This is a genomic window from Pseudomonas sp. NFACC42-2 (assembly GCF_900116055.1).
GTDB lineage: Bacteria > Pseudomonadota > Gammaproteobacteria > Pseudomonadales > Pseudomonadaceae > Aquipseudomonas > Aquipseudomonas marginalis.
This window is the reverse complement of sequence record NZ_FOZO01000001.1, coordinates 809,345-824,796: the sequence shown is the minus strand read 5'-3', so window position 1 is coordinate 824,796 and position 15,452 is coordinate 809,345. Positions and strand designations below refer to the sequence as shown.

General features: G+C 63.1%; 13 protein-coding genes. 5 read left to right on the top strand and 8 right to left on the bottom strand.

What is annotated here, in order from left to right:
* Window positions 1–45 precede the first annotated feature (45 nt).
* The 3 genes from tolQ to BM416_RS03615 are packed head-to-tail and all read left to right on the top strand — an operon-like array spanning window position 46 to window position 1,963.
* Window positions 46–738, top strand: a complete 693-nt coding sequence (gene tolQ, locus BM416_RS03625) for a protein TolQ (protein WP_092485468.1) — start codon at window positions 46–48, stop codon at window positions 736–738.
* Window positions 739–752: 14 nt separating this feature from the next.
* Entirely contained in the window at window positions 753–1,199 is a 447-nt protein-coding gene (gene tolR, locus BM416_RS03620) for a protein TolR (RefSeq protein ID WP_092485465.1), read from the top strand.
* Window positions 1,196–1,963: an energy transducer TonB gene (locus BM416_RS03615; RefSeq protein WP_092485462.1), complete on the top strand. Its 768-nt coding sequence runs from the start codon at window positions 1,196–1,198 to the stop codon at window positions 1,961–1,963. The genes tolR and BM416_RS03615 overlap by 4 nt, the downstream gene beginning before the upstream one ends.
* Window positions 1,964–1,968: 5 nt before the next feature.
* Here the strand turns inward: BM416_RS03615 and BM416_RS03610 are convergent, their stop codons facing one another.
* From BM416_RS03610 to BM416_RS03570, 8 genes are all read right to left on the bottom strand, one after another.
* Entirely contained in the window at window positions 1,969–4,089 is a 2,121-nt protein-coding gene (locus BM416_RS03610; protein ID WP_092485459.1) for a TonB-dependent receptor, read from the bottom strand.
* 1,098 nt (window positions 4,090–5,187) lie between these two features.
* Window positions 5,188–6,132: a D-isomer specific 2-hydroxyacid dehydrogenase family protein gene (locus tag BM416_RS03600; RefSeq protein ID WP_092485454.1), complete on the bottom strand. Its 945-nt coding sequence runs from the start codon at window positions 6,130–6,132 to the stop codon at window positions 5,188–5,190.
* On the bottom strand, window positions 6,129–7,307 hold the full coding sequence (locus BM416_RS03595; protein WP_092485451.1) for an acyl-CoA dehydrogenase family protein: 1,179 nt from the start codon (window positions 7,305–7,307) through the stop codon (window positions 6,129–6,131). Before BM416_RS03595 ends, BM416_RS03600 begins: the two co-directional genes overlap by 4 nt.
* Before the next feature lie 140 nt (window positions 7,308–7,447).
* Window positions 7,448–8,131, bottom strand: coding sequence for a peroxiredoxin-like family protein (locus tag BM416_RS03590; protein WP_092485449.1), 684 nt, complete (start codon window positions 8,129–8,131; stop codon window positions 7,448–7,450).
* On the bottom strand, window positions 8,128–9,492 hold the full coding sequence (locus BM416_RS03585) for an LLM class flavin-dependent oxidoreductase (protein ID WP_092485446.1): 1,365 nt from the start codon (window positions 9,490–9,492) through the stop codon (window positions 8,128–8,130). The genes BM416_RS03590 and BM416_RS03585 overlap by 4 nt, the downstream gene beginning before the upstream one ends.
* Before the next feature lie 11 nt (window positions 9,493–9,503).
* Window positions 9,504–10,478 (bottom strand): ABC transporter substrate-binding protein, encoded by a 975-nt coding sequence (locus BM416_RS03580; protein ID WP_092485443.1) that lies wholly within the window; start codon window positions 10,476–10,478, stop codon window positions 9,504–9,506.
* 627 nt (window positions 10,479–11,105) lie between these two features.
* Entirely contained in the window at window positions 11,106–12,689 is a 1,584-nt protein-coding gene (locus BM416_RS03575) for a rhodanese-related sulfurtransferase (protein ID WP_092485440.1), read from the bottom strand.
* Window positions 12,686–13,297, bottom strand: a complete 612-nt coding sequence (locus BM416_RS03570) for a cysteine dioxygenase family protein (protein ID WP_065948165.1) — start codon at window positions 13,295–13,297, stop codon at window positions 12,686–12,688. The genes BM416_RS03575 and BM416_RS03570 overlap by 4 nt, the downstream gene beginning before the upstream one ends.
* A gap of 216 nt (window positions 13,298–13,513) precedes the next feature.
* Here BM416_RS03570 and BM416_RS03565 point away from each other — a divergent pair, with 216 nt between their 5' ends.
* Window positions 13,514–14,419 carry a LysR family transcriptional regulator gene (locus BM416_RS03565; protein ID WP_027608694.1) on the top strand — a complete coding sequence of 302 codons (906 nt, stop codon included), beginning with the start codon at window positions 13,514–13,516 and terminating at the stop codon, window positions 14,417–14,419.
* A 164-nt stretch (window positions 14,420–14,583) separates the two neighbouring features.
* Window positions 14,584–15,378, top strand: coding sequence for a class II aldolase/adducin family protein (locus tag BM416_RS03560; RefSeq protein ID WP_092485437.1), 795 nt, complete (start codon window positions 14,584–14,586; stop codon window positions 15,376–15,378).
* The last annotated feature ends 74 nt before the right edge of the window (window positions 15,379–15,452 follow it).

Here is a 15,452-nt window from a genome sequence, read left to right as displayed (position 1 = left end):
CGTCATCAACCGGTCATCACTTTTTAATCGAATGGGAGATTCACCATGCACGCGACGATGGAACATATGACGATCTGGGGTTTGATCAGCGACGCCAGCCTGTTGGTCAAGGCTGTCATGCTCACCTTGCTGTTGGCGTCCTTGCTCAGCTGGTACCTGATTATCCAGCGCGGCAGTGTGCTGCGCCGCCTGGAGCGGCAGTTGAACGCTTTTGTGCAGCGCTTTCGCGCCGCGCCGGATTTGCAGGCACTGTCCCGTGAGATCCAGCAGACAGGCGAGGGCGGCATTGCGCCGATCTTTATCGCCGGGCTCCAGGAATACCAGCACTTGCACAGCCATGACCCGGCGGTGCTCGAAGGCGTGGAGCGGGCCTTGCAGGTGGCGATCACCGAGCAGGAAATCGAGCTGGAAAAGGGCCTGCAATTTCTCGCGACCGTGGGTTCGGTCAGCCCGTACATCGGCCTGTTCGGCACGGTGTGGGGCATCATGAATTCCTTTATCGGCTTGTCCCAGGTGCAACAGGCGACGTTGTCCACCGTAGCGCCGGGCATCGCCGAAGCCTTGATCGCCACGGCCATCGGCCTGTTTGCGGCGATCCCGGCGGTGATCGCCTATAACCGCTTCGCGGCGCGCGGCCAGACCCTGCTCACCCGTTACTACGCGTTTGGCAATGAGCTGCAGGTACGCCTGCACCGCACCCTGCGCGGTACGTCGATCAACCTGGCCGTCGCCGCCTGAAAGGAGCAACTCCCATGTTAGTCAGGCCGCAACGCAAGCACGGGCCCAAGGCCGAGATGAACGTGGTGCCGTATATCGACGTGATGCTGGTGCTGTTGGTGATCTTCATGGTCACCGCGCCGATGCTGACCCAGGGTGTGAAGATCGACCTGCCCAAAGTCGCCGCCGAGGCGTTGGCCACCGACACCCGCCAGCAGATCCTCACGCTGTCGGTAAAGGCCGACGGTGGCTACTACTGGAACCTCGGCGGCGAACTCGATACCCGGCACCAGACCGACAGCGCCGTGAGCCTGGATGAAATGGGCGCCAAGGTCATGCAGGTGGTGGCGGCGCGCAGCGACACCCAGGTCTATATCCGCGCTGACGACAACGCCGGTTACGGCCGTGTGGTCGCGGCCATGGCGGTGTTGCAGAAGGGTGGAGTCAGCAACCTGGGGCTGGTGACCGAGGCCCCGCAATGACGGCGATGATCATGCACAGTCCCACCCTGACGATGGCGCCCCGGGATGCTTCCGGGTTCTGGAGAAACAGCCTCGCCGCCAGCGTGGCGGTGGCGCTGCACGTCGGCGTGCTGGCCGCGTTGATGCTGGGCTGGTCGACGCAAAAGCCCGTGGCGGATGCCCCTCGGGTGATGCACACGCAGTTGGTCATGCTGCCACCGGCGCCAGCGCCCGAGCCTGAACCGGTGGCGGCTGCCCCCGCACCGCCGGAGCCGGTGGTGATACCGGTGCCGGTAAAGCCCGTGGTCGATCCACAGGTCCAGGCGCAAAAACTCGAGAAAGCCGCCCTGGCGCGTAAACGCGTCGAAGACAAGAAGATCGAGCAGCAGCAGGAACGCCTGGCCAGCGAACAACGCAACCGCGAGCTGGAACAACAACGCCTCGATCAGCAACGCCTGGCCGCTGAAAAAGCTCGGGCTGCCACCCCCGCGCCAGCCCCGGCACCCGCCTTCGACAGCCGCCAATACCAACCCCTGAGCAAGGAGGCACCGGACTATCCCGAGCGCGCCCTGGACAAGAACATCGAGGGCGACTGCACCTTGGAGTACAGCGTCAACACGCAAGGCCGCGTGGAAAATCCCAAGGTGCTGGACGGCTGCCACCCGTTGTTTATCCGGCCTTCACTGGCGGCGGCGAACACCTTTCGCTACCAGCCGAGGATCGTTGATGGCAAGGCCGTGGCCGTACCGGCGGTGCGCAATACCTTCCACTACCGCATCAAGTAACGCACTCAGAGGTCATAGCGCACCGACAGCAACAGCGTGCGCGGATCGTTGACCGAGTAATAACGGGCGCCGCTGGACGGCACATAGCCCACCGATTGCGGGTAAGCGCGGTCCAGCAGGTTTTTCACCGCCAGGGTGGTGGTCCAGTGGCCGTTGCCGCTGATGTAGCGAGTGTTGGCGTTCCAGAAGGTTTGCTGCGGCACTTCCTGGATGTCGTCGTTCAGCGCGTTGGCGTAGGACTTGGTCTGGAACTGCGCATCCGTACCCGCCAGCCAGGTGCCCGGCAGGCCTGCGGGAATGGTGTAGTTCAGGCCGACACTGGCGTTCCAGCGCGGCGAGAACACCAGTTGCTTGCCATTGGCATCGACCCCGGCACCGCTGGCGTTCTGGAAGTCGTCGTACTGGCTCTCCAGGTAGCCGAGGTTGGCGCTCAGTTGCAGGTCGCGGCTCAGGGCGGTGAGGGTTTCCAGCTCGACGCCGTAGGTGTGGGCCTGGCCGACGTTGGTGCGCAGGCTCACCCCCAGCGCCGGGTCGTAGGCGTTGGTCTGGAGATCTTTGTAGTCGTTGTAGAACAGCGCGACGTTGGCCCGCAGACGCTGGTCGAAGAAGTCGCCCTTGAAGCCGGTTTCCCAGGTCGTCACGTCTTCCGGCGAAAACGCCTGCTCGGCGGCGGCGCGGGTCGGCGCACGGTTGTCGTATCCGCCGGCCTTGAAGCCCTTGGCGACGTAGGCGTACTGGTTGAGGTGCGGCGTCCAGGCATATTCGAAGCCGATTTTCGGGCTGGTGGATTGCCAGGATTTGCTCGACTCGGCCGCGAAGTTGGTGCCGGTAATCTGCCGGTCGGTATTGATCGCGTAATTGGTGAACTCGAAGTTCTTGTGTTCGCGGGTAAAGCGCAGGCCGGCGATCAGCGACAGCTGCGGGGTGATCTTGTAGGTGCCCTGGCCATACAGCGCGTAGCTTTCGGTGTTGGTGGTGCTGTACTGGCCCTGGCCGATCACCCGGTTGCGTGCGATGGAGTAGGTGAGGTTGTCGCGGTCGGCATCGAAGCGTTCGCGGTACAGGTACAGGCCGGTGCTGAAGCTGAAGTCGTCATAGTCGCCGTTGAGCTGGAATTCCTGGGTGGCGTAGTTTTGCTTGTAGAGGATCAGGTTGTTCTGGATCAGCGCGGCCTGGCCAGAGTTGTCGTAGTCCACCGGCTGGTTGAAGGACGACCAGGCAGTGACCGATTTGACATTCAAGTGATCGTTGATCGCATAGATCGCGCGCAACACCGAACTGCCCTGGTCAAGGCGGTTTTTCGGGTCGAGGCTGCTGTAGCTCTTGAACTTGTCGAAACGGCCGTTGGCGTCGAACGGCGAGTAGCTGGTGGTGTCGCCACGGTCAAAAGTGCCGGCCAGGGTCAACTGCACATCCCAGGGTGAATCCTCGGGCTTGTAGCGCAGCTTGCCGCGGTAGGACTGGATATCGACGTTGTTGACATCCTTGCCCCGGGTCGGGTTGGACACCGTGCCGTCGCGGCTCAGGCGGATCGCCGAAAAGCTGCCGAACAACGCGTTGTCCACCAGCGGGCCGCTGATCAGGAAACGGCCGTTCTGCGCATTGTAATTGCCCGCACCGAGCTCGACGAAACCACGGGTTTCCTGGCTGGGGTCGCGGGTGATCACGCGGATCGCCCCCGCGCTGCTGTTGCGCCCGTACAGGGTGCCCTGGGGGCCGCGCAGCACTTCGACGCGCTCGACGTCATTGAAGTCGAGCATCGAGGAAATAGCCCGTGGGATGTACAAGTCGTCGGCGTACACTGCCACTGCGGCTTCCTGGATCGGGTCGGTTTCACCGATGCCGCGAATGCCATAGGTCTGGGCGCTGTAGGAGATCGACTGGCGGCTGAGGGTCAGGTTCGGCACCTGGCCCGACAGATCGCGCACGCTGCGGATCTGCTTGTCGTCGAGGCTCTTCTCGTCGAAGGCGGAAATCGCCAGCGGGGTTTTCTGCAGGTCTTCACTGCGGTGCTCGGCCGTGACATTGACCACCGGTAGCGCGGCGTCATCGGCGTGGGCGTACGCGCCGAACAGGGCGAGGGAGACAGCAAGGGTGAGGCGATTGGGCGCGGCGATGTGGCTCATGGTAGGTCCCTGAGAAAGTGGTGGTTCAGGCAAGGCCTCCACCTGGTCAGGGGTCGGTGCTGGACATAACAATATGGATAGGATAGGCGTTCGTAAAAGTCCGTTTTGTTATATGTTAATTATTAAAAATATGCAGTTAATGGTTATTTATAATGCGTATATCTGATGATATTTTTCGCCTGGCCGCATAACCAAATGTGGGAGGGGGCTTGCCCCCGTGGCGGCCTTCGGGCCGACCATGTCGTTGGCTTTGACCGAGTACATATCCGTTGCTGCGGTAACGGCTGCCTATGGTTCCGCTCTTACAGCGGCTCACTTTTGGAGGGACCCAAAAGTAAGCAAAAGGTCCTCGCCCCAACACTCGGCACCTCGCCTAGGCTCGGTGTGCCCGAACGAAGGCTTTGGAGCGTGGGCCGCCGCGATGGGCCATCCCTGGCCCAGCGCGGCTAACCCGGCGTCCTGCCGGGTTACCCACGCTCCAAAGCCTGCGTTCGGCCAGCGTGTTTGACGGGGCGATTTGAGATCAAAAGCCAAAGCGCGGCGGCCTTAGAGCCGACCGGAGTTGGGTCTGGTGTACTCGGTAAATGTGGGAGGGGGCTTGCCCCCGATAGCGGTGAGTCAGTCAACCCAAGTATCACTGACCCACCCTCATCGGGGGCAAGCCCCCTCCCACATTTGGATCTCCATCCAGCAGGTAGACCTCAGCCTGCTTTTGCTCTGCTTTTGCTCTGGCTTTTGATCTTGATCCTAGGCGCCCCGTCAAACACGCTGGCCGAACGCAGGCTTGAATCCGTGGGTAACCCGGCAGGACGCCGGGTTAGCCGTCCTGGGCCAAGGATGGCCCATGACGGCGGCCCACGGATTCAAGCCGGAGTGAGGGCACACCGAGCCTAGGCGAGGTGCCGAGTGTTGGGGCAAGAGCCCTTTGGTTACTTTGGGGCTTTTCCAAAGTGACCCGCCGTAAGGGCGGAACCCTAAGCCGCCGTTACCGCAGCAACGGATATGTACTCGCTCAACTCCAACGACATGGTCGGCCCGAAGGCCGCCACGGGAGCAAGTCGAATCGTCGCACCGCCCCTCCGACATTTTTGAACAGCGTCAGGCGTTAGCCAGATTCGCCAGTTCAACCCCTGAAACGTAGCGCTCCAGATTCGCCAAGAACGTATCGGCAATCTCGTTGCGGCTATTGGTCGAAATCGCCGACGTATGCGGCGACAACCGTACCCGTGGGTGGCTGTACAGCGGGTGCCCGTCCGGCAAGGGCTCCGGCTCGGTCACGTCGAGCGATGCCAGACCGATCTGGCCGTTATCCAGGGCCTCCAGCAACGCCTCCTGATCGAGCAAGCCCCCACGGGCGATGTTGATCAGGTGCAGGCCCGGCCTGGCGCTGCCCAGCACATCGCGGTTGATGATATGCCGCGTGGCGTCGGTCAGTGGCGCTGCCACCACCAGGTGGTCGGCGCGGGCGAACAGGTCGTGGATGTCCTGGGCGGCGTCCACGCCGGCGCCGAACGGTGCCCGGCTCTGACGCAGTGCGACCACCTTGATGCCCAGGCCCAGGGCTTTTTGCGCCAGGCTTTCACCAATCGCGCCAAAGCCGAGAATGCCCAGGGTGGTGCCCTTGAGGGGGCGCAGAGCGGTGAAGTTCCATTGCGAGTCCTTCACCCAGATGTCCGGCAAATGCTTGGAGGCGGCAAAGATCGCCGCCAGGGCGAACTCGGCCAGGTTGTCGGCGGCGCTGCCTCGGGAGGTGGTCACCGGCGGGCCGTTGAACAGCCATTGCGGGTAGAAGTCGATGCCCGACGAGACCAGGTGCACCCATTGCGCGCCGTAGGGCCAGCCCGGTGGCGGGGTGTCCGGGGCGGTGTAGCCGCGCACGTTGATCGGGCGCAGCAGCAGGATATTCGCCTGGGGCGGCAGGTCGCTTGGCACGCCTGCCGGCACGCCGATCACCTGGGCTCCGGGGTGGATCGCAGTGAGGCGCGCGCGGATCACCTCGTTGTAGTCTTCGTCCAACTGGCTGGCAATAATCACCGGGCTCATGTGCGCTCCTTCTGGCGTTGGGCGAACACGGCTTTACCGACGCCCTGTAGCACCGCATCGTTCTGCGGAGTATGCACGCGACTGCACAGCACATCGCGGTAGTGGCGTTGCAGCGGGCTATGGCGTGACAGGCCAGGGTTGCCGGAGGCCTCGATGGCCAACTCCACGGCGCGGATGGCGTTGTGGGTGACCAGGTACTTCAACTGCGCGGCGTTGGCGGCCGGAGTGTGGCCGTCGGCGGCGGCGTCGAGCAGGCTGCGGTTGGCGAAGAGCAGGGTGTCGATATGGCCGACGGTTTCCTGGAAACGCGGCAGTGTCGACAACGCCGCACCGAGATTGGATGGCTGGCGCTCTTCCAGCCAGTTCACCAGCCAGTCCCGCGCAGCCTGGGCCACAGCGTCATACACCGAGGACAGCAGCACCGACATCCATAGGAAACCCTCGGCATCCAGTTCCGGTTGCGGTGCGCTCCAGGGGCTGACGCTGACGGCGTGGTCCAGTGGCACCAGCACATTGTCGAGCACCACTTCATGGCTGCAGGTGGCGCGCATGCCGAGGTGGTCCCAGGTATCGATGATGCTCACGCCGGGGCTGTCCTTGGGCACCAGCCAGGCGCCCACCAGTGGGTCGGCGTCATCGCTGCGCGCCCATACGCTGAACCAGCTCAGGCCATGGCTGCCGGTGGAGTAGATCTTGCGCCCGCTGATGCGCCAGCCCTCGGCAGTGCGCACGGCGGTAGTCGCCGGCAGCCCGCCACGGGCCGGGGTGCCGAGGTCGGGTTCGACGCGCAGGGCATTGATCAATGCGCCGTTGCGCACCGCGTCCTCAGCCACCCGGGTACGCAGGTGGGGCGGCCAAGTCTTGCTGTCTTGCAGGCGCGTGTGTTGCAGGTACTGCATCACCAGGATCAGTGCGGTGGACGGTTCGCCCTTGGCAATCGCACTGATCGCCTTGCGCGCCTGGGGCAGGCTGGCACCACCGCCGCCGAGGGCCTTGGGCACAGTGAGGGCGACCAGGCCATGGTCGTGCAGCCGCTGGAAGTTGTCATGGGGGAAGGCGCCGCTCTCGTCATACAGGTGCGCGGTGCCGGCCAGCTCCGCGCTGAGGCGTTCGAGCAGGGCCTCGAAGTTGGCGACCTCCACGGAGCGTAGAGACGGTTGGGACGATGAAGTCATGATGAATGTACTCGGTCAAAATGTGGGAGGGGGCTTGCCCCCGATGACGGTGGTTAAGCTAACGAATCTGCTGCCTGACACACCGCTATCGGGGGGCAAGTCGAATCGTCGCACCGCCCCTCCCATAGGGGGCGGAGGGCCTAGATGGCGATGCGTACAGGCTGCTCGCCCAACAAGCGCTCCACCACCTGCACCACCGGCTCGGCTTCGGTACGCACCAGCCAGTCCGGGCTGACGTCCACGAACGCCACCGTGCCGTCCTGGGCAATCACCACCACGGTCGGTTGCGGCAACTCCCAGGTTCCCGTACCGGTGGTTTCACCGATGTGATTGCCCTTGGCCAGGGCTGCATTGCGCGAGGCTTCGTCGAAGCTGTAGAGGATGCCCAGGCGGCGCCCGAGGTGGTTGTCCGGGTCGCTGGCCACCAGCAATTGCAGGGCGTGGCGGCTCTTGATCTCAACCAGGCGTTCTGGCACTTGCGGGCTCACCGCGACCAGGGGCACGCCCAGTTCACGCAGGCGTGGGTAGAGTTGGCGTTCGTAATAGGGCAGGGCGATATTGCACGCCGGGCAGCCGGCAAAGCGGAAGAAGATCAGTACCGCCGGGCCGCCGGCCAGCAGCCGTTCGCGGGTCAGTTCGCCGCCTTCCACAGTGAGCAGGGTGAAGGGGGCCAGTTCATCGCCGAGCTGCACATAGTCGTCTACCCGTGCTTCATCCACCAGGCGCTGGCGCTGGTCGATATTGACCTGCAACGCCGCCGGCGCCCAGGTCGCTACACGTTCGGCGTGCAGCGCCGCCAACTGACGGTTGAGGGATTCGCTCATGCCAGCGCCTCCTGTTGCGTTTCGACCTCGGCGGTGACGCTGTAACGGTTGGCCGGCACGTCCAGGCCGAGGTTGTCGCGCAGGGTGTGCCCCGTGTATTCGCTACGGAACAGGCCCCGCTGTTGCAGCACCGGCACCACCAGTTCGGTGAAGTACTGCAAGCCGTCCGGCAGCACCGAGTTGATGATGAAACCATCGCTGGCACCGCGCTCGAACCAGGTCTGGATCGCGTCGGCGACTTGCTCCGGGGTGCCGACAAAATCACGCTTGGGCCGCGAGAAGCGCAGCGCCACTTCGCGCAGGGTCAGGCCTTCGTCCCTGGCCAGTTGCTTGATACGGTCGGAGCCGCCTTTCTGGCTGTTGGCGCCCAGGTCGCCGAGTTCCGGGAAGGGAGCGTCCAGCGGGTACTGGCTGAAGTCATGGTCGTTGAACGGGCGGCCGAGGGCGACGATGGCGTCTTCCACGGTGACCAGCTCCACGGCCTGCTGGTAGCGGCTTTCCACTTCGGCCTCGTCGCGGCCGACAATCGGGCGGATGCCCGGCAGGATCGACAGGCTGTCGGCGTCGCGGCCAAAGCCCTTGGCGCGGCGCTTGAGGTCCTGGGTGTAGGCCAGGCCTTCTTCGATGCTCTCCACATGCACAAAGATGGCGTCGGCGTTCTGCGCCGCAAAGTTACGCCCATCTTCGGAGGTGCCCGCCTGGAAAATCACCGGTTGGCCCTGGCGCGAGCGCGCAATGTTCAGCGGGCCTTTGACCGAGAAAAACTCGCCTTTGTGGTTCAGCGCATGCAGCTTGCCTGGGGTAAAGAATTCGCCGCTTTGCTTGTTGTAGGCAAAGGCGTCGTCTTCCCAGGAATCCCACAGGCCCTTGACCGTGTTCAGGTGTTCCTTGGCGATGCGGTAGCGCACGGCGTGGGGTGGGTGTTCGGCCTTGCCGAAGTTGTCGGCGGTGCCGCTGAGCCACGAGGTCACCACGTTCCAGCCGGCGCGACCGCCGCTGATATGGTCCAGGGACGCGAACTGGCGCGCCACCTGGTAGGGCTCGGTGTAGCTGACGGTCACGGTGGCCACCAGGCCGATATGGCTGGTGAGTGCGGCCAGGGCCGAGAGGATGGTCAGCGGCTCGAAGCGGTTGAGGTAATGCGGGCTGGATTTGGCGTGGATGTGCAGGCTGTCGGCGATGAACACGAAGTCGAACTTGGCCGCTTCGGCGAGTTCGGTCTGCTGCTTGTAGAAGCCGAAATTCGTGCTGGCATTCGGTTGCGCCTGCGGATGGCGCCATTCGCCCCAGCCGTGTCCGACACCGTGGACCATGGCGCCCAATTTCAAATGGCGGGGTTTCAATTGACGTGGCGTGCTCATGTTCTGCTCCTTCAGCGTGATGCTTGGTTGTTGGGGGCGCGCTTGGCGTTAAAGCTCGTGTCGAAGCCCTGGGACACGTCGATGTGCCGGGGCAGCAGGCCTTCTTGCTGGTAGGTGTCGGCGGTGGCCTGCAGGCCACTGATCACGCTATCGTCAATCAGCACCGGGCTCAGGCGGGTTTCCTTGGCCACGGCCAGATGCACGGCCAGCGGCAGCCCGGTGATTTTGGCCTGGGCGGCGGCGTACTCGTCGGGGTGGGTATTGGCCCAGGCGTAGGCGCGGTCGACGCGGGCGACAAAGTCGTCCAGCTGCGTGCGCTTGTCGGCGATGGCCTGGCGGGTGGCGGCGAGGTACAGGTGGTTGCTCAACAGCGTGTTGCCGCTGGCCAGGATCCGCGCCTGGCTTTGGGACGTGACGACGGTGGTGTAGGGGTCCCAGGTCGACCAGGCGTCGACGGTGCCGTTATCCAGCACCAGGCGCGACTCGCTGGGCAGCAGGAAAATGAACTGCACATCCTTAGTGGTCAGGCCGGCGGTGGCCAGGGCCTTGATCGCCAGATAATGGCCGATGGACCCACGCCCGGTGACGATTTTCTTGCCCTTGAGGCCGGCCACCGTCTTGATCGGCGAATCCTTGGGCACCAGCAGGGCGGTGGTGTTACGCCCTTCGGCGTGGATGATGCTGACCACCTTGAGCGAGGCGCCGGCGCCAAGGGCAAACACGTAGGGCGCATCGCCCAGGGCACCGATATCCACGGCACCGGCATTCAAGGCTTCGCCCAGGGGCGAGGCGGACGGGAACTCCGACCACTGGATTTGATAGGGCACGTTTTTCGTTTCGCCGGAGACTTCCAGCAGCGTCTTGATCGTCGATTTCTGATTGGCCACCCGCAGCGGTTGCAGGTCGGCGGCGTGGGCGCCGGTGGCCAGGCCAAGGGCCAGGGCGGTGCCCAGGAGCAGGCGTTTGAACGGAGTGGAAAAGACCATGGGATGCAGGCTCCAGGCAGATCGAAAAAGGGTTCGGCTACCTCCGCCTGGAGAAGGGGTCGGTGAGGAGTTCACGTTATGCCCATAAAAACCTGCTGTGAAAGTCTTTTTGGTTATATGTTAATTATGAAAAATATTAAGATAATTTGTTATCTAATATGCGTTTTATGTATTTTCGAATAGGTAATTGCGGCTGGGGTGCCTGGGTGTCCAAGGGGGGCGGCGCCAATCGCTCTCAACGCAGGTTTGCATAGTGCGAAGTTGTCTAGGCCACTGTCATTCTTCACAGGTGTCCAGGCGTTGCGCCGGGCAGAAAATGACAGTACGCAGCCAAGTCAGCTGCGAGTAAACGATGGGGGTATTTGTACCCTCTCAGCGAACCAGTGAGGATTCGTCATGTGCAAATTATTGGCAACCACATGCGTCATGTTCAGTCTGCTGTTCGGTGCCCAGTTCAGCGTGGCCTCGCAAATGGAGGCGGGTGTCCACGCCATGCAGTCTCAGTTGAGCGGTAGCTCGGGGACGGTTTCTTGCACCGACACAGAAGAAAGAAAGTAACGCAGTACCCCCGCCCCATCAGCCTGGGGCAGCGCCTGCTCCCGCAATGGGGGCAGGCGTGCCTTGGGGTCAAATGACGTAAAACCCATGGGTCCCATCGCGGGCCAGTTGCTCCACCAGACCGAATTCCCAGTCCAGGTAAGCCTGCATGGCTTCCCTGGGGTTGTCGGTGCCTTCGTACGGCCGGCGGTAGCGGTCGATACGCGGCGAGGCCAGGTGGGTTTCGCCTTCTTCCAGTGGCAGTTGCGCGTTGATCCAGGCGGCGGTGCCGTCTTGCAGCAGGAACACCTGTTTGCCGGTGATCGCTTCGACTTCAGCCACCGCCAGGCGCGCCAGTTGGCTGCTGCCGCAGGTCAGCACATAACGCTGGGCGGCGGGTATCTTGGCCAGGGCCTCGGGCAGTTGCGCACGCAACGCCCACCAGGCACCGGGTATATGGCGCTTGACGTAGTTGGCGCTGGCGGTGAAATCCAGCACCACCGTGTCGCCATGGGTGAGCCATTCGGCGAGGGTGTGCGGGCTGATCAGTTCGGCCTGGGGCGGCGCGGGCACCGGGGCGACCCAGGCGCCTTTCGCGCTGAAATGCGCTGCCTGCAGGTCATCCAGCACATGCACCTCCCAGCCCAGTTGGGCCAGCCAGGACGCAGACATATTCGCCCGCACGCCATCGTCGTCCGCCAGTACCAGGCGTGCCCCGCGCACGCTGGCGACATGGTCGGTTTCCTGTACCAGCTGGCCGCCCGGTGTGGAGCGTGCGCCGGGCAGGTGGCCGGCTTCGAATTCTTCCGGGGTGCGCACATCGAACAGGTAGGTGGTGCGGGTGGTGTCCTGCTGCCAGGCTTGCAGGTCGGCCAGGGTGGCGCGGCCGACGCGGGCCTTGTCGGCGACACGGCGGGCATCGACGGCAGCGATCTGACGATGTTCTTCCGAGGTCGGGGCAAAGCGCCGCGACTGGCCGTGGGCGAGTTTCTGCCCGGCGAGGGTCCAGCCGATGGTGCCGTTGCGCAGCGCAGACACCGGGTTGGCCACGCCGGCATTGATCAGCGACTGGGTACCGATAATGCTGCGGGTACGCCCGGCGCAGTTGACGATGATGCGGGTGGCCGGGTCGGGCGCCAGTTCGCGCGCGCGCAACACCAACTCGGCACCGGGTACGCTGATGCCGGTGGGGATGCTCATGGTTTGGTATTCGTCGAAACGGCGGGCGTCGAGCACCACCACATCGGCCTGGCTGTCGAGCAAGGCCTGCACTTCTTCAGCGGCGAGGGACGGCGTGTGGCGCTCGCTTTCCACCAGCTCGCCAAAGGCCTTGCTCGGCACGTTCACATCGATAAACAGCTCGCCACCGGCCCGGCGCCAACCGTCCAGGCCACCTTCCAGCAGGCTGACCTGGGTGTAGCCCAGCGCAACCAGGCGTTCGGCGGCACGGGCGGCCAGGCCTTCACCGTTGTCGTAGACGGTGACCTGGGTATCGCGGCGTGGAATGCGTGAATACACCTCCAGTTCCAGCTTGGACAGCGGGATATTCGCCGCGAACAGCGGGTGGGATTCGGCAAACGGCGCTTCTTCGCGCACGTCCACCAGGGCGACTTCTTCACGGTCCAACAGGGCCTGGCGAATCCGGGCAAAGCTACGGGTCGATACGGTGGTCATAGGGCAGGGCTCTTTTCTTTGGACAAATCCCAGATATTCGGGAGGAAGGCGTTGGAATAACCGGAGATAAACAGTTTCTCGCTGCCGTCGGGCTGGTACACCGCACGGCGCACCGCGCCGATATTGGCGCCGTACACATGAATGCTGATCGACACCTGGTCGCTGTGGGCATTGCTCACCTGGTGGATGTCGCCGACTTTGGGCGACACCGCTTCGACCTGGCCCGGCACCAGTTGAATCGGCTGGCCTTCGGCGATCAGGCTGCCGTCGGGCGCGCGTTCGAAGCCTTGGGAGAACTCTGCCCCGCGCAGCATGCCGATCAGCCCCCACACCCGATGGTCGTGGATCGGCGTGCTTTGCCCCGGCCCCCAGACAAAGCTGACGATGCTGAAACGCTGGCGCGAATCGGCATGCAGCAGGAACTGCTGGTAGCGCTCGGGGTCGGGTTGGGCAAACTCATCGGGGAGCCAGTCGTCATGGCTGACCAGTTGCGCCAGCAGCTTGCCGCCACGGTGCAACAGGTCGCCTTCCCGTGGGTTGCCGTCGATCAATTCCGCCAGGGCGCCTATGAAGGCTCTGAGTCTCTCGGGGTGTCGGGCCTGGGTCATGGCACTTCCGTCGTGTGGTCGCAGGGATGGGGTTATCTAAGCATAATGTTTATAGTTAATATGCTATTTTTTAATGATTAGCTTATAGCTGAAGGTAATTTAGAACAGGTCTGAATAGCGTTAGACGTTATCGATTGCAGCACGGGCTATTCACGCTGCGTTCCTGCAACTATGCTTCACACACATCTTAATGACTGTTCTCTATGTGCGGCCCAAATGAAAATTGACGATATCGATGCCTTTGTCGAAGTGATTCGTTGCCAGTCCATCAGCCATGCCGCCGAGTCGTTGCAATTGACCCAGCCGGCCATCACCCGCCGTGTGCAGAACTTCGAGCAGGCGCTGGGCGTGGAGCTGTTCGACCGCAACACCAAGCCCCTCAAGCCGACGTTGATCGGCACCCGCGTCTATGAGCAGTGCCGGTTGATCCTGCGCGAGATGGATGCCCTGCGCGAGCTGGTGGCCACCGACGCACCGCCCACCGGCCTGCTGCGCCTGGGGGTGCCGCAGACCATCGGCGACGTGGTGCTGCTGGACGCGCTCAAGCACCTGCGCAGCGAATACCCCGACTTGCGTGCCCAGGTCGCCACCGGCTGGGGCAGCCAGTTGGTGGGCAAGATCGAACGCGGCGAACTGGATGCGGCGGCGGCGCTGTTCCCGGCAGGCAAGATCTTCCCGGACAACATCGTCGGCGAGTCCATCGGCAAGATGGAACTGGTGGTGGTCTGCGCCAAGGCCCAACTGCCGAAGAAACCGTGCAAGCTGGCCGATGTGTACCAGAATGGCTGGGTCCTCAACCCGGACGGCTGCGGCTTCCGTGCCGGCCTGCAGCGCACCTTGTCCGATCAGGGCCTGGCCCTGCGGGTCAACCTGGAGACCTTCGGCACCGAACTGCAACTGGGCCTGGTGGCCGACGGCCTGGGCTTGGGTCTGGTGCCACGGCCGTTGCTGGAACGCAGTGCGCACCGTGAGCAGCTGGCGGTGATGCCGCTCAAGGATTTCAAGCCGGTGATGGACCTGTGGCTGATCTATCCGCACTTCCTGGGCAACCTGCAGGGGCCGGTGGATGCGTTTGGCAAGCGGGTGGCGGCGTCGCTGCATAAAGTCCGCGACGCAGCCTGATCCATGTGGGAGGGGGCAAGCCTACTCCCATTTGGCTTGTGCTGTTGGTGAGGGTTATATGAAAAAAAATAATAATTAGCTTAGATTAAAATGTGCTTTTTATTATTTTTGGCCATCCCCTAGGCTTGCCTGGAAGTCCTTAAGGCCATCCAGGAAGTTTTGCCATGAGCAGCGTCACCTCGATCACCAACCTCACCAGCAATGTTCGCCAGCGCGTTACCCCGCAAGAGTGGGAGGTGCGCGTCAAACTGGCCGCCGCATATCGCCTGGCCGCCTTGTACAAGTGGACCGACCACATCTATACCCATTTCTCCGCCCGCGTACCGGGGCCGGAGGAGCATTTCCTGATCAACGCCTTCGGGTTGTTGTTCGATGAAATCAGCGCATCCAACCTGGTCAAGGTCGACCTCGACGGCACTATCGTCGATGACCCTACCGGCCTGGGCATCAACTACGCCGGCTATGTGATCCACAGCGCGATCCACGGCGCACGCCATGACCTGCAGGCGGTGCTGCACACCCACACCCGCGACGGCATTGCGGTGTCGGCGCAGAAAGACGGCCTGCTGCCGATCTCCCAGCATTCCATTGGTTTTTCCGGGCGCGTGGCGTACCACGGGTATGAAGGCGTGGCCCTCGACCTGGACGAACGCCAGCGGCTGGTGGCGGACCTGGGCGACAAGAGCGTGATGATCCTGCGCAACCATGGCTTGTTGACCGCCGGCGTCAGCGTTGAACATGCATTTGTGCAGCTGCAACAGTTGGAGCGCGCGTGCAATATCCAGGTGGCGGCGCAGGCGGCGGGGAATGTGGAGTTGATCTTCCCGCCGGCCGAAGTGGTGGAGAAAGTCGAACAACAGGCCAAGGTGTTTGCCAGTGGCGAAGGACCGGGGGTGGCGCGGCATTGGAATGCGCTGATTCGGCAGTTGGAGCGGACTGATACCGACTACAAGAACTGATTTCGAACCAGGTGAAAATCAAAATGTGGGAGGGGGCTTGCCCCCGATGGCGGTGGATCAGTCAATTATCTTTG